Source organism: Micromonospora chalcea (genome assembly GCF_002926165.1).
Lineage (GTDB): Bacteria > Actinomycetota > Actinomycetes > Mycobacteriales > Micromonosporaceae > Micromonospora > Micromonospora chalcea.
Genome location: NZ_MAGP01000093.1, coordinates 71,095 through 91,572, shown reverse-complemented (window position 1 = coordinate 91,572; position 20,478 = coordinate 71,095). Strand labels below are relative to the sequence as shown.

Sequence of the window (20,478 nt, the reverse complement as noted above, 5' to 3'; positions counted from 1 at the left end):
GTTCACGACCCCTCCGGCCCGTCCTCGGCGGTCTCAGGGATCAACCGCCACAGCTCCCGAAGCGTGCTCAGCTCCAGCGACCCGAAGGACGCGATCCGTGGACCGATGCGCACCGTGTCCGCTCCCTCCAACAAGACCCAACCGGACACCGATAGGCGCCGGAGCCCCGCGGACAGCAGTTGCTGACGACTCACCTTGTTGCGGCCCGGCACCAGCCGTTGCAACACCTGACCGACATGACCGGTCGAAGCCGGCAGCCCGGGCCACGGATTCGTCGCGGGATCGGGCCAGCAACACCGCAAAGTCGCAGCCAGTACTCGCAGAGTTCCCTTGCTGTCCATCATCGAGGAGCCCGGCACCCCGTACTCGATCAGAACAGCCGGTCCCGCACTGTCGGGCAGGTTCGGGATCAGCCACACCGCCTTGGCGTCAGCCTCCACCAGACGACGCAACCCGGCAGGTGTCGGCCCACCAGCGGAGACCTGCTGCGGACCGCCGGACCGGATCCGCGCCCACCACAGGGCCGCATCCCGCTCGTTCACGCCGCCTCCTGCTGGTCCCGGTGGAACCAGCCGTCGGAGACCCACGTCCGCGTGGACGTCACATCGACACGCCACCCATCGCCCCAGGTCACCGTGTACGGCAGCTCCGGGCGTAGATGAATCGCGGTCACCTCCGACAACACTCGCCGACTGGACGGCCAGTCACCCGCATCGGCGAGAAGCTGCGCCACCGTGACCACATCCCGCCCGGCAAGCAACTCCTCCGCGCGCTGAGCCAACCGCGTCGCCTCCGGGTCGACGTCGACTTCCGTCGGCGGAGGCTCCTCGTCGACCCGCGGTCGCGGCGGCGGCACCCGGCCAGTGTCGGATTGCAGCCCTTCCTCCACCGCGTCCAGCAGATCGTCGGCGGTGAAGAACGGCTCCGGCGCGTCGAAGAGCAGACCGTCCAGCGCCTGCGCCAGTCCCTCGGTACTGCTGTCGCGCGCAAAGGTGCGCCACCGCTCGGTCGGTAGCAAACCCAGTGCACGCGTCTTGCCGGCGTGCGCCAGCAGCCGCCCCGCCGCAATGTTCAACGCGTCGCGATAGGCCGCCAGCGCCATCCGGAGCTGCGTACACTCCGGCAACAACTGCGGATGCCGGTCCGCGGCCGCATTGTGATACACCCGCGCCTTGTCGAGCAGGTCGCTGTTACCCAGCAGCGGCTGCGCCTGCGTCCGCAAGGACTCGACTGTTGCCGACTTCGCCAACTGCATGATCGGATTCGCCAGCAGCCGGAAGACCGTCGTCATCTCCAGCAACTGCTCGCGCACCACCTCCGGGGTCGTGTCATCGTCGTCCAGCGCCAGCCGGGCCATCGACAACATCCGGTGCAGCTCCGCCTGGCCCCCGGTCTGCGACAGCCGGCGCAGAAAGAGCAACATCACGTACGGAGCGAACGTCGCCTGGTAGAACATCTCGTGCGGCCGCTCGTTGACCCGGGTCACCGCACGGTACGACCGCAGCACCTCGAACCGGCGCCGGACCAAATCCGCCGGCACCGCCGGACATGCAAGCACGACCTGTTCGATCGTCATCCCGGCTGGCCCCGCGTCAGCAAACGCCTGCAAGATCGACTCGTCGACCCCGACCGAGTCCGCATCGTCCACCATCGCGTTGGCGTTCCGCGCCAGCACCGCGAAGACCTGCCGGTAGATCCCGAGAACAGCCGATTCGGCAGCGTAGTCATCGAACGTCAAGGCCGCTGCTTCGCTCATAGGAGGTCGACAATATCGCGACCAGCCAGCAAGCAGGAGACCCTTCATCTGCGGGATGCGATGCGTGTCGTGTTGCGCGATGTGGGTTCTCGCCGAAGGGCCGAGCATGCCTGAGACGGAATTCGGACTGGCACCGTCCGATCCGGATCAGAACGACATCGCCGGGCACGTTAAGCGCGCCTACGAAGACTCCAGCGGTGTCGACAGTTGGAGGTGCTTAGAGAGCGGCACAGCGTGGTACAAGTAGTGACCAACGCGTAGCGCCGATCGTCCACGCCGCCCGTCGTCCCGAGGAGCACCGGCTGTGCCGCCCACCCTGTACCGCGACACCGGTTACTCGTTGAACCACCTGATCGAGGACATCAAAGTCGGACGCATCGGCCTGCCCGACATTCAGCGGCCCTTCGTCTGGTCCGCCGCCAAGACGCGGGATCTATTTGACTCGATGTACCGCGGCTACCCCATTGGCACGCTGATGTTCTGGGAGACCGGCGCGGAGGTCGGCACCCGCCAGATCGGCTTGGAGTCCGCCAGCCGGGCACCGCAACTCTTGATCGTTGACGGTCAACAGCGGTTGACCTCACTTTTTGCTGTACTCACCGGCCGTCCTGTCCTCACCAAGTCGTTCGAGCAGCGCCGCATTCGCATCGCCTTCCGCCCCGAAGATCAAACCTTCGAGGTGACCGACGCGGCCATCGAGCGCGACGCTCACTTCATCCCGGACATCACGACGCTCTGGTCGAGCGGTTACAAGACCACCGTGCGTCAGTTCTTCGACCGGCTGGACCAGGCGACGGACCAGGATCTGTCAGACACGTTCAAGGACGATCTTGAGGAACGCATCGACCGCGTGCGCGACCTGCGCGAATTCCGGTTCCAGGTTGTCGAGCTAGGCGCGTCGGCCGACGAGGAGCAGGTCGCCGAGATCTTCGTCAGGATCAACTCCGAGGGCGTCAAGCTCAACCAGTCCGACTTCATCCTCACTTTGATGTCGGTGCACTGGGAGAAGGGCCGCCGCCAGCTTGAGGACTTCAGCCGGGCTGCCGTCGATCCCACTGTGACCGGCCCCAGCCCGCGCAACCCGTTCCTCGACCCCAGCCCAGACCAGCTGTTGCGGGTTGCCGTCGCGGTCGCGTTCCGGCGCGCCCGGCTACAGCACGTCTACAACATCCTGCGGGGCAAGGATCTTGAGACTGGCCGGGTCAGCCCTGAACGCCGCCAGCAGCAGTTCGAGCGCCTGGCCACAGCGCAGGAGAAGGCGCTCGACTTGGCCAGTTGGCACGAGTTCCTCAAGTGCGTAGCCAATGCTGGCTTCCGCAGCCGCAAGATGATCACGTCGGACAACGCTCTTCTGTTCAGCTACACGCTATGGCTGATCGGCCGGCATGACTTTGGCCTCGACGTGTCGGCCCTGCGTCCGGTCATCGCACGGTGGTTCTTCATGGCGCACACCACCGGCCGCTATACCAGCTCACCGGAGTCGCAGCTCGAATCCGACCTGGGACGAATCGCGGGCCTCTCAACCGGCGACGCTGCCGCCTTTGTCGCGGAACTGGACCGCATCGTCGCCGCGAACTTCACCGGGGACTACTGGGACATCTCACTGCCGAACCGGCTGGACACCTCGTCGTCCCGCTCCCCGGTGCTCTTCGCCTATCTCGCCGCGCTGAATATCCTCGACGCCGAAGTGCTCTTCAGTGACCTGCGCGTGAAAGATTTATTAGATCCCTCAGGTGCGGCGCCGCGCTCCATTGAGCGCGACCGCCTGTTCCACCGCAAGCACCTTGAGTCACTGGGTATCTCGGGGACGCGGCAGATCAACGCGATCGCGAACATGGCGTACGTCGAATGGCCGGCAGCTGAGCGCAACAACGCTGACGCCCCGCGCGACTACCTACCCCGCATCGCGGAGGTGATCGATCCGGATACCCTGACCCGGCAGTCCCGCTGGCACGCACTCCCAGTCGGGTGGGAGCAACTGGACTACGCCACCTTCCTCGAGCGACGCCGCCAGCTCATCGCCCAGGTGGTCCGGGACGCCTTCAACACCCTCGCCGGCGAGCGCAAGAGATACGTGCCGGCGACCGCCGAGGACCTGATCGCCGCGGGTGAATCGCAGACCACGGAGTTCAAGTCCAGCGGCCGATGGAACCCCCACACCAGCCAGTACGACCCGAAGCTTGGGCAGATCCTCGTCAAGACCGTGTGCGGCTTCCTCAACGCTGAGGGCGGCATCCTGCTCATCGGGGTCGAGGACGACGGCCAGGTCCTAGGCATCGCGGACGACTTCACCACGCTCGGCACGAAGCAGAACACCGATGGTTACGAGTTGTTCCTCCGGCAGCTGCTCGACGACAGCCTGTCCACTTCGACCGCGCAGACCGTACGCATCCGGTTCCCCCAGGTCGCGGGCAAGACGATTTGCCAAGTCAGCGTCGCGGCATCCGGCCGAGCCATCTTCGCCAAACCGGCCAAGGGCGGCGCCGGCGCGTCAGATTTCTGGGTCCGTGTCGGCAACGCGACGAAACAGCTCCACGGCGACGACCTCATCAAGTACCAGGAAGAGCACTGGGGGTGAGATAGACATCAGACCGCACAGGGTCACCCGGTTTCCCTGCATGCTTCCTACTCCCCTGCTGTCCGGCGGCACTACACTGTAGATGGATACAATCCAGAAGATTATCGGCGTGAAGTTCCGCCGGCGACTCGGAGGTTTTGGGCCGCGCCGGAAAGCATGCCGAGGTGCCCATCCCTGATATCACTCCTCCTGTTCATAGCGGCTACCGCGACGGCGCGCGCGGTGGTTGCCCAGGCATGGAGCCCTCGCGGGGAACGAGGAGACTTGAACCCAAAAGAACCTCTTGTCGAGCCCCCTCAGAACTTGTCATTGGTTGTCAAAACCCCTTGTAACGGAAAGTAGCCGAAGCGGGCTTGTCATTACTTGCCTGAGATGGTCGTTGAGCTGCAAGGACGTCACTAATACGTCACCGGCTCTTGTCACTCTTCGCCAACAATTGGCCTGGGTTTTCGGGGGGTAAACGGGGGGCCAGGTTCAACGTCCGCCACGTCTGACCGTCTATCCACCGGTCGTGCCAGCCTTATAGATCGTTTACCGACCGGACGTGCGGCAGCCCGTCCTCGGTCAGCACGATCGTCACCGGGACGTCACGCGGTGGCGGTCTCTCGGTGGTGTCGCGCAAGCTGCGGTGCGCGGGGCATTCGCAGGATGGCTGCAGCGGGTCCGGGCACCCGACGAGGGCAGACGTCAGCCGCTGGACCCCGTCGGCGTCGACCGGCCACGACCAGTCCATGTCCCACGGCTCCTCCCACGGCGGGTGGAAGCAATCGTGATCGAAGCGCACCAGAAGGCCAGCCCCACACTCCGGGCAGGCCACCACGCTGCTCCAGCGGAAGTTGACCTGGTGCCCCGAGGTACCGTGCGGGACTCCCCAGCGGCTGATGAGCACAATCGTGCGCTGATCCGCCCGGCACACGACGCAGATGCCCATGGATGCCCCTTCCCTGCCGTACGCCCGCAACCACACTGTAGAAATCGACGACAATCCACGTGACGTGCCCGCCGATCCCTCGATGGTGGGGCGATAGACGAGTGCGCTGTCACGTGTGTCAGGTGCGGCGCGTCTCTTCGCCAGACGAAGCCGCGCGCTTGTCGCGGTCATCGTGCTCATTCAGGCCGGTAGCCGTTTCACGGATCGACGGCCAGGGTGTCGCCCTGCCAGCGTCGGGGTTGATGAGGCCTTCCAGTATCTGGCCTTCGTCAGTCGACGGGGTCGCTGTCCGCGATCCACCGGGCGATTTGCCGGCTGGTCTCGTCCCCGAGCATCGCCGCCGCTCGGGCCGCCAATGCGAGCAGTTCAACGCGCTCTGCCTCGGTGACCCGTAACTCCGGTCGGAGGGCCCGGCGCCAAGTCGTGCCCGCTGCGTCCCGGGCGAGGCGGGTCGCATCGGCCTTGCCCCGCTCGGCCAGGCGCTTATCCATGTCAGCGACCAGGATCAACGCCGCCTGCAGCTCCACGCCGGCGCCACGACCGCGCAGGAGTTTGTAGCCGGCGCGCCGCAGTTCCACCCGGCCGTCCCGGAGCAGCTCCCACAGCAGGGCCGGCGGCAACGCGCCGGCAACCGGGCGCAGCGCCAGCGTCACCTCCCGCACCACCGCCGGCGACGGATCCCGCACCAACGCCACCAACTCCCCCACCACGACCGCGTCCAGCAGCCGCAGACCTCGTACCGCCTGAGCCCGGACCTCCGGCTTCTCGTGGCCGAGCAGTCGAAGCAACAGCGGGGCGTCCGCCACCGAGCCGGTCTCGGCCAATCCGGCGATCGCCCCCACGACCGGCTCGTCGGCGTCAACGCCCGCGCGGTAGTGCTCCCGCGCATCGCTACCGAGTCGGCGGGCCGCGTCGCGGGCCACGGCCCGCACCAACGGCGCCTCGTCGTCCAGGTGTCCGGCGACGTCGGCGTCCTGACCGGCCCGAGCCAGCCCGGTCAACGCCACCACCCGCACCTCCGCCCGAGCCGAGCGAGCCAGCCGACGCAGGAGATCATGCCGGCGGGTCCAGACCGCGTCGCGGCACGCCGCCTCCGCCGCCCGCGCTCGCACCCACACGTCCGGATCCGACTCCGCCAAGGTCACCAGCTCCGGCATACGCAGCCCACCGCGCGCCAGCACGGTGTCGAAGACGAAGCGCCGCTCCCGGCGACCAGCCGAGGCGAGCAGGCCGCGCCACGACTGCTCCGTCGCCGCTAGCACCGCCACCCGCGCCTGGGCGACCGCGAAGCCGGCGCGAGCGCGGGCCTCGATGCGCAGCGCCGTCGGCAAGATTGCAGGCAGGTAGACATCAGCGTCGTCGGCGAGCAGCAGCGCGATTCCGGCCCGTGCCCGATCCCGCACCGGGGCCACCCAGTCGGCGGTACGCACCACCAGAAACGGCATCGCCTCCGTGTATGGGCGGGCGATCATCGCCGCGACCGCCCGCTCCCGGACTCGCCCATCGCCATGCATGCTCGCCATCGCCGTCGTCACCGGCCCCGACGGCGGCGCAGAAGCCCGTTCCGCGATCCGCCGCCACGAGGGTTGTCGGTGCCGGCCGTACCACGGGGCCGAGCGCGCGTGCTCGTCGAGCCGAACCACCAGCCCGGGCGCAGCGGTCACCAGCGCCAACGCCGATCGCGCCGCCACCTCATCGCCATGAGCATCGACCTCAAGCAGCACGTCGACCAACCGGTCCAACGCCTCCCATCCACCGGCCCCGCCGTGCTCGACCACAACTCGCACCACCGGAAGCAGCCCGTCCTCCTCCACCGGCAAAGCTGAGAGGGCCCGGCCGTCACGTCTTCCCCAGATCACCCCGACATCCTGCCCCGCCACTCATGGCGATGAACCCGGTTTTCCGGGCCGACGTCGAGGCTGACCAGGCCCGGCCACCCCTGAACCGCCCGTCTCGTGAACCGCCGATCTCAACGATGGTTCTCTACCCGGGCGAGATCGGTCACGGCTGCCACATGCTCCCACTGCGCCACTCCGCCGGGGAGCATCCAGGCCCTGCTGGTTTTCGCCCGAAGCTGCGGTGCCACGAGTTCGTCGGCGAACCGCCCTCGCTCAGCCACCAGCGCGTCGGCGGCCCCTGGCGTGCCCTTGGAGATCTCACGCTCGATGTGCGCGCTGGTCTCGGCGTGACGGCGAACCGACCAGGCGTGGCACCGTTGCACCTCGTCGGCGTCGACAACCGCCGTCAGGGTCATCAGGGGTGGCTCGACCACCTCGGCCAGGCAGGCGGCCAGCCGATCGTGCCCGTCGAGAAGAAGGTACGAGTCGAGGACGCTCACCCACCACAACAGGATCGGCGGCAGCGTGCCGCTGCGGACCTGCTTGCGGTAGCTCTTCACCCGCGCGTCGTCGGCCCGGGACATCGGACGCATGGCCAGGACGAGACCGCTGCCGCCGTGAACGTACCAGTCGAGCTGCCCCGCATCGTCGTCAACCAGCAGCTCGGACCACCGCTCGGCGGTCCCGGCAGATTTCCGGACCGACGCGGCTGCCTCCACGTACCGCAGGTTCGGTGCGCTGGGCTGCAACAACCACCGGCCCGGATACAGCGGCCCCACCCCGCTGGCGGTGAGCAGATCCGCGAACCGGTACACCCACCGCAAACCACGATCCTCTGCCGGGCCCCCGCCGATGCGCCGCGCATCCGCCGACCGCACTGGCGGCAAGATCGGGTCGTAGCCCGGCAGCCGCCGGTAGTCGACGTGGTAGTGGCCCGCGTCGAGCCGAGCGAGGAACACCACCGTCGGCCCCTGCCGGATCTGCAGACGCCCACCCCCGGTCACCTCCACCACGATCCCGGGACACCGGGGCGCGGCGGTGACGTCGAGGAGCAGGCCCTGCCAGCGGTCGCCCCGCACCAGATCCTCACGACGGGCACGCAGACCGCCTGTCCCCATAGGAGCGTCCCGCCGGCCCGCCGCGGGTGGCCGCCCGAGCTGCCAGCGGGGCGATGCCGGTCAGGGGCCGGCGATGCCGTGTCGTCTCTCGGGTGGTCGGTGCGGTGGCAGCCCTTGAGGTTCAGCGTGTATGGCGATCTCCTTGACGGTGCGGATCCGGTTGTGGTGGCCGACCGTCATACCGTCCGTGCGGAACACGTGCAGCTCAGCGCCGGGACGAGGGCTGTCGTAGTTACAGTTGCGGTTGCGGTCCCAGTCGACGTTCAGGTTTGCCAGCGTGTGGTCGATCCGGGAACGCAGCGCGCCTCGGTCGCCATCGCCGCCTACAGGTGGACAGAGGTAGTCGGCCAGGTCCACGGCGAGCTCGGGGTGGGCCCGGAGCAAGGCGGCGGCCGTCGGGACGGCGACGACCGTGTAGACGAACGTGTTGTGCTGGGTGCCTTGGTTTCCGACCTGCAGGCCGTGCACGTCGAAGGCCAGCAGTTGCTCGAAGAAACCGGGCTGTGTGCTCCGCGCGGACAGCAGGAGTGGCTGTGCGCTGACGGTCCATCCGGTCGCGCCGTGGCGGAGCGCGTCGGCCAACTCGTGGCGAAGGTGGGCGTTGGTCTGGTCGGCCAGCAGCGTGTGCATCGCGGCCTTGACCGGCGCGTTCCGCAACACCGGCGCGAAGTCCAGTCTCTGCTTCGGTCCACGCAGCACGAAGCGGTTGACCTGGAGGTTGTGGTTCCCGATCTGTCCACCTCGGACGTCGTACAATCGGATCACCTGCGCAAGGCGCAACCGAAGTTCGTGCGCTGGCACGATTTCGCCGGGTTCGGCAAGTTTCAGTGCCGGGCTGGTCAGACGGGGGGTCGGCGCTAGATCGGCGAGCGTCCGGCGCAAGACGGGCAGGATGCCCACCGCCAGCCGCTCCCTCCGGGGGATGCTGAGCAGACCGTCGCCGAGCGCGACGGTGCCGGCCACCTCCGAGGACCGGATGGACACGTCAGCGATCGTCCGTGCCAAACCCAACCGCGCCTGGCTGGCCCGCATGCCCTCTTGGCCCAGTAGATACAGCGCGACGGGCCCCGCAGCGGTAGTGACGGTGAGCGTCCCCAGCGGCATGCCGCACAGCAGGCGCCGCCATTCGGTGGTGTCCTGCGCGCCGGCGTCGATCTTTGCCACCGTGGACTCGCTGATTCGACTCGATTCCCAGAACTCTTGGCGGCCGGGCATGTGCCGGTGCACCAGGAGGCGGCCGGTGCCGTCGTGCGGGATCCAGTACAGGCGGATCAAGATGTGGCCGTCCATTACTCCTCCTGTCGGCACGTACCCCTGTCTGAAGCGGGATTCAGAGGCGACGGCGAAGGCGACCCGACGGGCGCCCCTTCGGGGCGGGCCCGCCACCGCCATCGTGGACATTGACAGCGTCGGGGTGGCACCACCGAGGCAGTTCCTGGCCGCAGCCTGCCGGCCGGGACAATTCCCTCGTCGATGCAGTCGCCCTCGTCGGACCGTTGGGCGGTAGGGGGACGCGCCCGAGCGGCCTCGTCGGAGCTCACCGTATCGGCGGCTGGTCAAGGGTGGCAAGGCCGAGGTTGACTGGTGGTCAGGAGGTGGTGACATTGTCCGAGGTGGATTTGATTGTCACGGCGTTGGCGGCGGGCGCGTCGGCCGGTGTGAGCGCGACCGCGAGCAGCGCGGTGCAGGACGCCTATGCCGCGCTCAAGGACCGGCTTCGTGAGCTCTTCGCGGACCGGCCCGAGGCCCAGGGGAAGCTGTACGCCGACAAGACCCTGCCGGGCCAGTGGCAGGAACTGCTCGGCGCGGATCTGGTCGCCTCCGAGGCCGCCAGCGATCCGGCGGTTCTTGCGGCGGCGCGCGATCTGCTCCGCGAGGCTCCCGCTGGGACCACCGTGCATGTGGCCGGCAATATCTACGGCCAGCAGATCGGTGACCGGACTCACCAACGCAACGAATTCCACTAAGTGCGTGTTTGAGATGGGGTTGATTAGGTCCAGGTGAAGGTCCGGCGGGCTTGCCGGCGTGCTGGTTGGCCGCGGGTGCGCTGGACCGCTGACGGGACATGGGATCGGATCCTCGCGGCGGCGCAGGTGCATGACGACGGCACGCCGGTGCAGTGGACGATCAGCATCGACTCGTCGATCGTGCGGGCGCACCAGCATGCCGCTGGCGCCCGCAAAAAAGGGGGGCTCCCCGGCAACCTGGTGCGCAAGATGGCGAGGCCATCGGCCGGTCCCGCGGCGGGTTGAGCACGAAGATTCACCTCGCGGTCGACGGACGCGGACGGCCGCTGTCGATCCTGCTCACCCCCGGCCAAGCCGGCGACAACCCGCAGCTGTTGGCGCTGCTGGACGCGATCCGCGTCAACGAGCCCGGGCCGGGTCGGCCCCGCAAGCGACCGGAGGTGCTGATCGCGGACAAGGGCTATGCACATGACTCGACCCGGCGAGCCCTGCGATCGCGCGGGATCCGGCACGTCATCCCGGAACGCAGCGACCAGGTCGCTCGCCGGGCCGCCAAGGGCAGCCACGGCGGGCGACCACCGGCCTTCGACAAGGTGATCTACAAGAAGCGCAACGTCGTGGAACGCTGCTTCAACCGGCTCAAGCAGTGGCGTGACCTGGCAACGCGATACGCCAAACGCGCATCCCTCTACCGAGCCGGCCTCGTCCTGATCGCTGCCGTCATCTGGCTCCCATGATCGACAGGACACGCCCTAATCCGACCGTCTCAGCTCATCACGAATTGAGTCCATTAAAGCTCGCTTATACGGAAGGACGTAGTTCCACCAGTCCTCATGGCGTTCTTCGTGGCGGGCCACCTCGTTGAGGGCCTGCGCATGCTGTACGAGCGGCAGGCGTAGTCGGTCAGAGCAGAGGATGTCGACTCGCGCATGGGCAAGCCAGATCTGTTCGACGAGCAGCGCTACATCCTCGAAGTCCCGGCCGTGCTCGCGCGCGTAGAGCTGGGTCTGCAAGTGCTGGGCAGCTTCAATGTAGCTGGCGATGGCGGTCTTGACCTCGGCGCGCTGTGCATTCTGCAGCGCTTGCTCATGATCTTCTCGCCGGTGGTTGTTCTGAACCTCAACCTCGCGTGATCGTGCACGCATCACCAGGACCTGTGTGATCACAGCTGAAGCGAGTGTTCCCGCAACGCCTGCGACAGCGACGACGACGGCCGCAACCTCGCTATTCATCGGTGTCTCCGCTTAGTCGTTCCTGAAATCCTGGCGACACTGAGCCACCGTGCAAGGTTTGTCATGAGCACTCAAACCCGGCGCGCTTCGCGTGCGCGGTTAAGTTCCGCAACGGGAATTTTTCACCGGGAAGGCCGCCCCGGGCACCGCCCTCATCTGCCGCGTAGCGTCCGCTGCCGCGTGTCCGCGTCCGCACCTTCGCCCACGCTCGCCGCGGCCGTGGAGAGACGCGTGGGCCGAAGCCGAGATTCCAGGGATGCCCTGCGGGCGCTGAGCGGCCAGGTTTAAGGAGGATTGATGTCCCTCATTCGAGGTGAGCGGCGGGGCTGCCATCGTCCTCCAATCCGAAGCGTTCCATGCGGGCCGCGCCGGCGTGGTCTCCCGCTCGGTGGCGCAGCCGGATCAGCATGGCGAGGCCATCACTGTCGCCCTGGTCAGTGGCCAGTTGCGCCCAGTTCGTCGCCTGGACCCGATCACCCTGTTCTTCAGCTAGTTCGGCCAGCGAGATCAAGGCTGCGGTGATTCCGTGATCGGCGGCTCTGCGATACATATCGATGGCACCGACGAGGTTGCCGGATTGGTGGCGCAGGCCGGCCAGCGACCACAAGCCGGTCACGTCGCCCTGCTCGATGGCTTGCTGGTATCGCTTCTCTGCGGCGTCGAGGTCGCCGTCGCGCTCGTGGAGGGCGGCCAGCGAGAGCAACGCTGCGACACTGCCTCGGTCGGATGCCCGCTGGTACAGCTGACGAGCGGCCGACCAGTCACCCATCTGTTCGCGTAGGGCGGCAAGGGTCATCAGCGCGGACGGCGTTCCGCTGTCAATAGCCTGCTGGAGTCTCTCCGCCTCGTCCCTGAGGCCAGTCCGCCGAAGAAGCTCGGACAGACACCAGAGTGCGTACGCATCGCCATGGTCAGCACCTCGCTGGTACAGGTCTCTGGCGCTGCTCATGTCGCCGAGACGTTCACGGATCGCACCGAGCGTGGTGAATATCGTCGCGTCGCCCCGATCGGCTGCGAGGCGTGCAACCTGTTCTGAACCGGCCAAGTCCCCCAGCCGGTCGCGAGTGATCGCGAGTACCTTGAGCGCGGATGTTTGGCCCTGGTCCGCGGCCCGCAATGCCGCGGCCAGCGCGCCGTTCGCGTCCGAAGTCTGCTCTAGCAGCGACACCAGCTTGTCCCAGGACTGTGCATCCCCGCGATCGGCTGCCTGCCGGTACAGAACGATTGCGCCAGGCAGGTCCCCTGCCCGTTCACGCAGTTCCGCGCTCGCAGATAGCTCACCGGCCTCGTCGGCAGCTGTTGTAGTGCCGCCTTGCCGCAACGCGGCGGCGCCGGCTTGATCTCCGGCGCGTTCTCGCAATGCGGCCAAGGTCCAGCGAGCCTCGTTATCTCCACCTTGGACCGCGAGCTGGTAGAGCGCAGCGGCACGCCGGTACCGCCCGCGGCGCTCCGCGTGGTCACCGAAGCTGCGTAGAGTAACCGGGTCGCTGACGGAGATTGCCACGGCGTCCCAGAACCCGGCTGGCGGGAAGATAGACGCGCGCTCCGCTGCGCCGCGCTGCTGAAGGTAGTCGGCAAGTCGATAACAAGTAAGAGACGTGGCGCTACGTTCAGTGGGGCGAGGACGGATCCGGATCAGCGGCCCCGCGATGCCGTGACACGGTTTAGCGGTATACGCGAGAGCCTCTTGCCACCAGTCGTCGGCCAGTTGGTTCCACTCGACATCAGCCAGGTAGCTGGGCGCTGCTCTCGCGAGCAACTCGTGCGGCAGGGCTAGCGGATGCCCGAGGCGGCGCGCGTCGATAGCGGCGGTGAGGACAGCTCGGACCGATGGTGGTGCATTGCGGTATCGCTGCATCAGTTCGGGCACGCCGGCTAGGTACTGCGTGATGCGCCCGGCCTCGGCGTTCTCGACGGCATCCCGCAGACGCTCGTCGGACGCCGCCGCAAGCTGCCGCACCTCGTCTGGTGCCCAAACATCCGGCACAGTGATGTCGGCGCCGATCAGCAGCTCTCGGGCCTGCGCGTGTAGATCAAGATCATTCGCAGGCGGCGGACCTGTCAACGCATCCCAGTAGTACGGCCAGATTGTTCCCAATATCAGTACAGGTCCACGCGCTGGATCACGCAGTAGGGTCCGCAATCGGGCTGCTACGCGCTCCCCTAGCCTCGGATCGGGCGTGAGCAGGTAGTGCTGCGCCTCGTTGAACCAGACCACGGTATGCCCGGCGACCTGCGCGAGATGCTGGTCGGCGGCGTCGGGCCGGGTTGGGTCGAACGGGTGCCATACGCGCCACTGCGCGGGCAGACGCTGGATCGCTTCCCAGCAGGCGCGTGTCTTTCCCGTAGAGGACGCTCCCACGAGCATCGCGATGCGGCTCCTGCCCGAGGAGGCTTCGTTAACGACCTTTGCCAACTCGTGGTCGTGTCTGCGCTCGACGTACGGGGGCAACGGCGGTAGCGAACGACCTATCTGAATCGCGGGGTGCACCTCGAGCGCCAGCGGGTCACATTGCCGGACCGGCTGCCCGAACCTGCTGTCCACAGGCGTCCCGGCCGCCCGCGTCCAGAGTTTGCTGATGTCTGCGGCAATTGCTGCCGTGTCCCGTCGACCAGCCGCCTGGGCGAGGACCACTGCGGTCGCGACCGTGTCCTCACGTACCGGCGGAAGACGCGCATCTCCGATGATCCGGTTGATGGTGTCACGGCCGGGGGTGCCCGGGAGGTCGAGTTCGTCGGCCAGACCGGTGACGTCAGCGGCGATCAGGTCAAGGGTGGGCCGACCAGCATCCACGTACAGACGGTAGATCGCATCTTTGAGGTCTTTGAGCGCCCCTGGCTCCAGCGGTGCCCGACTAATACCGCGTGCCCGGCGTCGTGCCGAACTGCGGCCGTCGCTATCCATCGCGGCCCATCGTCACCGATCGTCCGCGCGCATCTACACCCCTCCACCCCGACCGCACTCATCGCAACTGGTTCGGCGGCGAAAAGCCGCTGTCAAGGATAAGCCAAGCACCGACGCAAGGACCAGGAGGAAACCATGCGAGACAACACCGACCGCCGGCTGAAGACCCTGCGGGTTCGTCTCATGCTCACTGCGATCGGCAGCGCAGTCGCAGGCGCCACCCGCGCCTTCGTCGGGTGGCTGCTCAACCAGTGAGGTTAGCTGCAGGAGGGCCCAGCTTGCGCGTCGGTCGCCGCACACCCGATCCTGCCTGGCCGATCGACGCGATTTCAGTCCCACCAACTCCACCAGTTCTCGGGCGCGGGCACGGCCGGCACCTCCGACGATGGGTGGTGTCGCGCCAAAACAAGATCATCGCTTGCAGAGCAGATGCGGAACAGCCCGTCGTCGCCGTAGAGGACGGGTAGTCAAGTTCTCTGAGCCGCGGGGAAGCATGCCGTTCACCTGCAGTCGGGCCTGTTCCCAGCCATACCAGAGGGTGGTCAGGCGGGTAGCTGCTTCGTCGTCGCGCCGCCATTGCTCGCACCAATGCCATCGAGACATGCCGACCCGCCTGCCAGGCGCGGGAAAGTCGGCAACAGGTACGTGAACATCCGCTCCTCGACCGTGGAGTACAACGGTGGCCGATCGCCCCCGTCATCAGCGTGGCCGCGCTCGGCATGGGTCTGCTGAAGGTCGGCCACTTGGTTCGTCGGTCTCTCCACCTCAGCGGCAAGCTGCATCGAGTCGGGTTGCACGGCGCCAGCGCATCCTCGACGTCTCCGACCTGCACGCCCTGCCCCGCGGCCGGATGGTCGTGTACGCCTCCGGCGCCCCGCCCGCGCTCGCCCGCACCGCTCCCTGGCAGGACGGGCCTACGCGGCGGCGATCCGCGCGTCGATCGCTCACTGGGACCCCACCGGTCGCACCGACTGGCCCTCTCCCCCGACGTCCCACCGGGGCCAGCCTCATGACCACCCCCAACGCCGGGCCAGCCGCCGACGCCGTCGCCGACCTCAACGCGCTGCTCGGCCAGCTCGCCGACGACCCGGCCAGCCGTCGAGACGGTGGCGACGGAGCCGGTCGGCCCGGAGCCGGTCTACCGCAACGTCGAGGCCTTCGGTCGGCGGCTACCTCGCCCACGTCGTCGAGCGGCGCCTCGCCTCCAGGCCGACCAGCGGGATCAACTGGTGCCCGCGATGCGTGGGCGGCGCACCCCGAGGCGATCTCCCGCCTGTACGCGCTCTGGCGGGCCTGGGAGACACTGCGGGTCACGACCCCCAAACCGGCATGAGCATCTGGTGGCGCGACCACCTCGACCCACACCTCGCCGCGCTGACCGCCGAGTACGGCCCGTCCAGCCGGTGCCAAGCACACCGAACGTCGGCCGCTTCCGGTCGGGGTGGCTCCGCCGGAGGTACTCGCTCAGCTTGGCAGCGCCAGCTGCGGCTGATTGCGCGGCATCACCGCGCGTGCCGAGCCGCCTCGGCCACCGGCGGCGAGCGAGCAGGCGCAGCGCTTCAGGGTCGGTCGTGCAGGAACCAGGCGTCCGATCGGGTAAGGGCCAGGGCCAGTTCCCAGGGCGGGGACTCCAGGCTGCCGCCGACCGCCAGGTGCTGCAGAGCCAGCTGCCACGCCGGTTCACCCAACGCCGGCCGACGGGTGGTGACGAACTGCAACATGGTGCCCCAGGAGGCCACCAGCTCGGCACCCCACTCGCGTTCCCACTCACGGATCGCCGCCGCCAGAGCCCGGCGGCCCGGGTCATCGCCCAGGTCGGGGAGGGCCGCCTTCGCCGTCGCACCGTGGTAGTCGAGCCACGCCGGCGCCAGCCACTGGACCGGGGTCGGCAGCAGCACCCGCTGGGCGCCGCCGGGCGGAGTGAACCATCGACCGGTCCCGACGAGGTGATCCGCCCGGCGCTGCGCCTGATCGAGGGCGACCGGGTCGGCCAGCAACCGCTCCCACGTCGAGCGCTCCACAGCGGCCAGGGAACGTTCCAAAGACGGGTCGGGAAAATCGAGAAAGTCGGGCAGCCACAGATGCGCCTCTTCGGGCGGGATTCGCGAATTAAACCCTGCCCAGCGATAGATCATCCATGGATCGACGCCATCCATATCAGATGAAGCCTGTTCCGCATCGACGTCCTGCCACTGCTCGTCGATCCGGGTGAGAACGGGCCACCGGCCGGTGCGGCCTAGCGCGGCCCGGGCGATTTGCCAGGCAGGGAGCAGCCGGCCCGAGTCGAGACCCGTGATCACCAGCGTATCGCCGAGGCCCTCCTCGACCGGGAGGCCTTCCAATTCGGTCCCGTGTAGCACATCGGCGACTTCCTCGGGGTCCTCCAGCACCTCGGTCATGGACGAAACTGTAGCGGACAGACACCGAAGAATGCTGATGCCTAAACTCCGCCGCATGAGAATCGGACCTTATCTATCCGCTTTTGTTTTGGCGGTGACCGCACTCGCGACTGTCGGCTCTCCGGCGGCCGCTGCCCCGTCCGACTCCGACTACATCACCCAGGGCTTCTCGTTCAGCAGCCGCGAAGAAGCGCGCAAACACCTACCCGAGCTCCGGCGTCGGGTGGCCGAGAACGCCGACAAGCCTCGACAGCAGGCCGAGCAGCAGATCGACACGCCGGAAGACGCGATCCAGCGCGCCAAGGAGGCGACTGACGACTACAGCGTCGAGGGATCGTCGCTGCTGCCGGCGGTCGCGCCGCTCGGCAACGAGGACTGGGCCACGCTGGACGAGTGCCGGGCCGTGCACGACGACGACTTCGACAACAAGTACTTCCACAAGAACAAGTTCTCGTCGTGCTACTCCGACGACTGGACGTTCCCGATCCTCGAGCGGGGTACCGGCGCGCCGATCGCCGACGTGCAGTTCCTGCTGACGTACGTCATCCGCGGCTACAACGGCCAGCGGTACGCCGACGTCCAGGTGCAGCTGACCGACTGGGACGTCGACGTCAAGAACGCCGCCCGCTGGGCCACGATCGCGCCCGGGCTGGCCTATCGGTTGTCGCCGAACTGCGTGTCGCTGGACTCCGGCTCCTCGTGTGGCGAGCCGAGCCCGCCGTACATCCAGGTTCTCTACGGGCAGAGCGTCGCCGAGTCGCTGTTCTACATACCGACCACCACCACCCCGTGGTCCGGCGACACGAATCCGCAGGACAAGAAGGGCTACTACGCATTCGCCCCGGATCTGCTCGGCACGCACCTCAGCGGGATGGTCTCCGACTCGCACAACCCGCTGCCCAAGGACGACATGCGGTGTGACAGCGCGTCCTACGGCAACAGCCTCGGCTCGGGTGGCTGCCTGTTCACCCAGACCCGGTCGCACATCACCCTCAGCTGCAGCCCGTCGCAGGGCATGACCGAGTCGACCTGCTTCATTAAGGACGCCTTCGAGGACATCACCAGGACCTACCCCGGAGCCGTCGGTACGTACGTCCCCGGCGACGAATTCGGCTCGAACGGACCGCTGCACCGCAACTACCACCAGCGGGACTACTGGGGTCACGGCGAGGTGAACAACACGGCCCGGGATCGGGTCCGGACGATGTGCCGGCAGGGGTACGGCGCGAACTACACCTCGCTGCGGACCGACGGCCTGACCAACGACTGTGACGAGTTCCCGTTCCTCAAGACGTACGAGAACGAGGCCTCCCTCTTCCCCGGCCCGGCCCGCGCCGTCGCGGTGCGACCGGTGCTGAGCAGCCACAACCAGGAGGCCGGAAACCGGCTGAACCTCTACTACGCCGGCGACCGGCTCCTCGACGGTGACCCGTTCTACGTCGCGATCGTCGACCGCGGGTACTGCGAGGGCCTGCAGATCCCGCTGCCGCTGCCGGGTGGCGGATTCGGCGGCGGCACCGGCGGGCAAGGCGGTGGCGAGACCGGCGGTGGCAACACCATCCCGACGATCAGCGCGGCGCCGGTGACTCTGGAGGCCAACACCACCGGCGGATACTCCGGCCCGATCCCCGGCGTGACCGCGACCGACGCCGACGGCGACACGGTCACGCTGACCAACAACGCTCCGGCACTGCTGCCGCTGGGCGTGACGACGGTGGCATGGGTCGCCCGCGACCCGTCCGGCAACCGGACCACCGTCGCGCAGCAGGTGACGGTCAGGGACTCCACCCCGCCGACGATCACCTGCCCGGACGACGCCACCTACCGCGTCCTGAACCCGTCGATCGGGACGGCGAGCGCGCGGGACGTGGCCGACCCGAACCCGAGCGTGAACAGCAACCAGCCTGCCCTGTTCCACCTGGGCGAGACCACGGTGAAGTGGACCGCGACCGACGACTCCGGCAACTCCGCCTCCTGTGACCAGAAGGTGCGGATCATCTACGCGCCGCCGGTCGCCGCCGGCAAGGGGCACAGCCTGGCGGTCAACGACGACGACACCGTGTCGGCGTGGGGCGACAACCTGCTCGGCCAGCTCGGCAACGGCAGCATCTTCAGCGAGACCACGGCCGTACCGGTCTCCGGCCTGTCCGGGATCTTGGCGGTATCCTCCGGTGACGCGTCCTCCTACGCGCTGGCCAGGTCCGGAGTCGTCCACTCCTGGGGTGAGAACCTGCTCGGTCAGCTGGGCAACGGCAGCCGGCTCCAGAGCCGGCGGCCGGTCCAGGTCGACGGCCTGACCGGGACCAAGCAGATCGCGGCCGGTAACGACCACGTGCTCGCCCTCAAGTCAGACGGCACCGTGGCCGCATGGGGCTCGAATCTCGCCGGGCAGCTCGGCCGCACCGGAGTCCTCTCCGCGACCAAGCCGGCGGCCGTACCGGGTCTGACCGGCGTGGTGCAGGTCGCCGCGGGCGGCACTCCCGGGCTGGCCGGTCACTCAGTCGCGCTCAAGGGTGACGGCACGGTGTGGACCTGGGGTCACGGCCTGGACGGGCAGCTCGGTTTGGGCGACCACCGCTCCACGGCGACTCCCACGCAGGTGCCGGGCCTGAGCAATGTCGTGCTGATCGCCGCGGACGGTAACAACACGTACGCGCTGAAGTCCGACGGCACGGTCTGGGCCTGGGGCGACGGCAACCACGGGCAGATCGGCAACCCCGACGCAGCGCACAGCCAGACGACGCCCCTCAAGGTGAACATCAGCGGTGTCGTCTCGATCGACGCGGGCAGCACCACCGCGATGGCCGTCAAGGGCGACGGCACGGTGTGGGGCTGGGGCAGCAACGCCTCCGGCCAGCTCGGTGACGACCGCGACTGCGGCCTGCACTGCTCCACGCCGGTGAAGGCGAGCGGTCTGACAGGCGCCGGCTGGATCGCCGGCGGCCTGCTGCACAGTCTCGTGGTGAACACCGACGGGAATGTGCACGGGTACGGCGGCAACCTGCTCGGCCAGCTCGGCAACGGCACCCGGAAGGGGGCAACCACGCCGACGACGGTCAGCGGGGTGACGGCCGTTCACCGCTGAAAGAGATCCACCGCGCTCGGGTCCGGCATTTCGCCGGACCCGAGCGCCTCCCTATTCGTCCGCCGGATGCCCGCGCGGGCGATCGATCCGGTCGCTCCGCGCTTCACCGTAGGCACAGGCGCATAGAAGAACAGCAGCAGGGCCGGCCCCATTCCACAGAACCCGCCTGGGCCTGACTGTTCGCCGCCAGCGTCGTTCCGCCCCGCAGTTCACTCACGCCCTTGCTCAGGGAGACACGTTCGGCCCGTGACCAAACCGGCATCACCAGCATCGCCGCCTTTGATGCCGTCTCCTCCCCGGCGACTTCGACAGTGACGGAGACGCCGACATCACCGCCCGCAACAGCACCACCAAAGAGCTCTACCTCTCCCATGGCAACGGCACCGGACGCTTCAAACCAGCTGCACCACCATCGGATCCAACTGGTCAGCATTTGATCTCATCTTCTGACTGAACGATCGGGTGGAGCGCCGAACCAAGCGGTCCACCCCCGACCGTCCCAGCCCTTCCCCCCAACTACCTCGAAAGCAGCTCGAGCGACGCGACTGCCTCAGCCCCACCGGCAGCCTGGCCTCAGTCACGTCGACGCTGACATCCCACGTGATCACGACCTGCCAGGAGCCGTAACACGACGGCACGTCCCGCCACGGCGCACCGGCTGAAGTGACC

At 67.8% G+C, this 20,478-nt stretch carries 17 protein-coding genes and 2 pseudogenes; 8 read left to right on the top strand and 11 right to left on the bottom strand.

The features are described 5' to 3' along the window. Positions 1-2: 2 nt before the first annotated feature. Positions 3-542: a hypothetical protein gene (locus tag BAW75_RS09460; protein ID WP_104113305.1), complete on the bottom strand. Its 540-nt coding sequence runs from the start codon at positions 540-542 to the stop codon at positions 3-5. Next, positions 539-1,738, bottom strand: coding sequence for a hypothetical protein (locus BAW75_RS09455; protein ID WP_244206056.1), 1,200 nt, complete (start codon positions 1,736-1,738; stop codon positions 539-541). The genes BAW75_RS09460 and BAW75_RS09455 overlap by 4 nt, the downstream gene beginning before the upstream one ends. A 322-nt stretch (positions 1,739-2,060) precedes the next feature. On the opposite strand from BAW75_RS09455, the gene BAW75_RS09450 reads away from it, so the two are divergent. Next, complete coding sequence (locus BAW75_RS09450; RefSeq protein WP_104113303.1) at positions 2,061-4,334, top strand: GmrSD restriction endonuclease domain-containing protein; 2,274 nt, start codon at positions 2,061-2,063, stop codon at positions 4,332-4,334. Between the two features lie 520 nt (positions 4,335-4,854). On the opposite strand, the gene BAW75_RS09445 is transcribed toward BAW75_RS09450, so the two are convergent. The 4 genes from BAW75_RS09445 to BAW75_RS09430 all read right to left on the bottom strand — a co-directional run bounded on the left by BAW75_RS09445 (position 4,855) and on the right by BAW75_RS09430 (position 9,511). Beyond that, on the bottom strand, positions 4,855-5,265 hold the full coding sequence (locus tag BAW75_RS09445; RefSeq protein ID WP_091424883.1) for a hypothetical protein: 411 nt from the start codon (positions 5,263-5,265) through the stop codon (positions 4,855-4,857). Positions 5,266-5,534: 269 nt separating this feature from the next. Further along, positions 5,535-7,079 (bottom strand): HEAT repeat domain-containing protein, encoded by a 1,545-nt coding sequence (locus BAW75_RS09440; protein WP_167435546.1) that lies wholly within the window; start codon positions 7,077-7,079, stop codon positions 5,535-5,537. A 155-nt stretch (positions 7,080-7,234) separates the two neighbouring features. Then, positions 7,235-8,116 (bottom strand): hypothetical protein, encoded by an 882-nt coding sequence (locus tag BAW75_RS09435; protein ID WP_146074821.1) that lies wholly within the window; start codon positions 8,114-8,116, stop codon positions 7,235-7,237. Between the two features lie 165 nt (positions 8,117-8,281). Then, complete coding sequence (locus tag BAW75_RS09430; protein ID WP_091424876.1) at positions 8,282-9,511, bottom strand: hypothetical protein; 1,230 nt, start codon at positions 9,509-9,511, stop codon at positions 8,282-8,284. 314 nt (positions 9,512-9,825) lie between these two features. Here BAW75_RS09430 and BAW75_RS09425 point away from each other — a divergent pair, with 314 nt between their 5' ends. The 3 genes and pseudogenes from BAW75_RS09425 to BAW75_RS09420 form a co-directional block, all read left to right on the top strand. Next, complete coding sequence (locus tag BAW75_RS09425; RefSeq protein WP_139135482.1) at positions 9,826-10,188, top strand: hypothetical protein; 363 nt, start codon at positions 9,826-9,828, stop codon at positions 10,186-10,188. Positions 10,189-10,263: 75 nt separating this feature from the next. Beyond that, entirely contained in the window at positions 10,264-10,473 is a 210-nt protein-coding gene (locus BAW75_RS33315) for a hypothetical protein (RefSeq protein WP_338060919.1), read from the top strand. Continuing rightward, positions 10,410-10,925 (top strand): annotated as a pseudogene (locus BAW75_RS09420) (IS5 family transposase); the annotation flags it as partial. The gene BAW75_RS33315 and the pseudogene BAW75_RS09420, both read left to right, overlap by 64 nt. Positions 10,926-10,940: 15 nt before the next feature. Here BAW75_RS09420 and BAW75_RS32015 read toward each other — a convergent pair. The 4 genes from BAW75_RS32015 to BAW75_RS32825 form a co-directional block, all read right to left on the bottom strand. Next, positions 10,941-11,420: a hypothetical protein gene (locus BAW75_RS32015; protein WP_139135481.1), complete on the bottom strand. Its 480-nt coding sequence runs from the start codon at positions 11,418-11,420 to the stop codon at positions 10,941-10,943. Positions 11,421-11,724: 304 nt separating this feature from the next. Continuing rightward, the gene (locus BAW75_RS09410; RefSeq protein ID WP_139135480.1) at positions 11,725-14,325 is read right to left on the bottom strand and encodes a tetratricopeptide repeat protein; all 2,601 of its coding nucleotides are present in this window, start codon (positions 14,323-14,325) and stop codon (positions 11,725-11,727) included. Between the two features lie 411 nt (positions 14,326-14,736). Beyond that, entirely contained in the window at positions 14,737-14,928 is a 192-nt protein-coding gene (locus tag BAW75_RS32830) for a DUF4913 domain-containing protein (RefSeq protein WP_244206055.1), read from the bottom strand. Beyond that, a complete protein-coding gene (locus tag BAW75_RS32825; RefSeq protein ID WP_244206065.1) occupies positions 14,868-15,122 on the bottom strand; it encodes a hypothetical protein in 255 nt (84 codons plus the stop codon). The genes BAW75_RS32830 and BAW75_RS32825 overlap by 61 nt, the downstream gene beginning before the upstream one ends. Positions 15,123-15,175: 53 nt before the next feature. Between BAW75_RS32825 and BAW75_RS33445 the strand changes: the two genes are divergently transcribed. Together BAW75_RS33445 and BAW75_RS33565 are read left to right on the top strand one after the other, a co-directional pair. Next, a complete protein-coding gene (locus BAW75_RS33445) occupies positions 15,176-15,658 on the top strand; it encodes a DUF4913 domain-containing protein (protein ID WP_420811446.1) in 483 nt (160 codons plus the stop codon). Then, positions 15,655-15,699: pseudogene (locus BAW75_RS33565) on the top strand (hypothetical protein); the annotation flags it as partial. The gene BAW75_RS33445 and the pseudogene BAW75_RS33565, both read left to right, overlap by 4 nt. Before the next feature lie 185 nt (positions 15,700-15,884). Here BAW75_RS33565 and BAW75_RS32000 read toward each other — a convergent pair. Beyond that, complete coding sequence (locus tag BAW75_RS32000; protein WP_146074820.1) at positions 15,885-16,724, bottom strand: DUF4253 domain-containing protein; 840 nt, start codon at positions 16,722-16,724, stop codon at positions 15,885-15,887. Between the two features lie 94 nt (positions 16,725-16,818). Between BAW75_RS32000 and BAW75_RS09395 the strand changes: the two genes are divergently transcribed. Together BAW75_RS09395 and BAW75_RS33440 are read left to right on the top strand one after the other, a co-directional pair. Further along, positions 16,819-19,809: an RCC1 domain-containing protein gene (locus tag BAW75_RS09395; RefSeq protein WP_167435545.1), complete on the top strand. Its 2,991-nt coding sequence runs from the start codon at positions 16,819-16,821 to the stop codon at positions 19,807-19,809. A gap of 328 nt (positions 19,810-20,137) precedes the next feature. Then, on the top strand, positions 20,138-20,263 hold the full coding sequence (locus tag BAW75_RS33440) for a hypothetical protein (RefSeq protein WP_363606759.1): 126 nt from the start codon (positions 20,138-20,140) through the stop codon (positions 20,261-20,263). Positions 20,264-20,478: the final 215 nt, after the last annotated feature.

What these genes read in the sequence shown, in the direction of transcription:
- BAW75_RS09445 (WP_091424883.1), bottom strand. Translation starts at nt 5,265, where the DNA reads ATGGGCATCTGCGTCGTGTGCCGGGCGGATCAGCGCACGATTGTGCTC.
- BAW75_RS09430 (WP_091424876.1), bottom strand. Translation starts at nt 9,511, where the DNA reads ATGGACGGCCACATCTTGATCCGCCTGTACTGGATCCCGCACGACGGC.
- BAW75_RS32015 (WP_139135481.1), bottom strand. Translation starts at nt 11,420, where the DNA reads ATGAATAGCGAGGTTGCGGCCGTCGTCGTCGCTGTCGCAGGCGTTGCG.
- BAW75_RS09410 (WP_139135480.1), bottom strand. Translation starts at nt 14,325, where the DNA reads ATGGATAGCGACGGCCGCAGTTCGGCACGACGCCGGGCACGCGGTATT.
- BAW75_RS32830 (WP_244206055.1), bottom strand. Translation starts at nt 14,928, where the DNA reads ATGTCTCGATGGCATTGGTGCGAGCAATGGCGGCGCGACGACGAAGCA.
- BAW75_RS33445 (WP_420811446.1), top strand. Translation starts at nt 15,176, where the DNA reads ATGGTCGTGTACGCCTCCGGCGCCCCGCCCGCGCTCGCCCGCACCGCT.
- BAW75_RS32000 (WP_146074820.1), bottom strand. Translation starts at nt 16,724, where the DNA reads ATGACCGAGGTGCTGGAGGACCCCGAGGAAGTCGCCGATGTGCTACAC.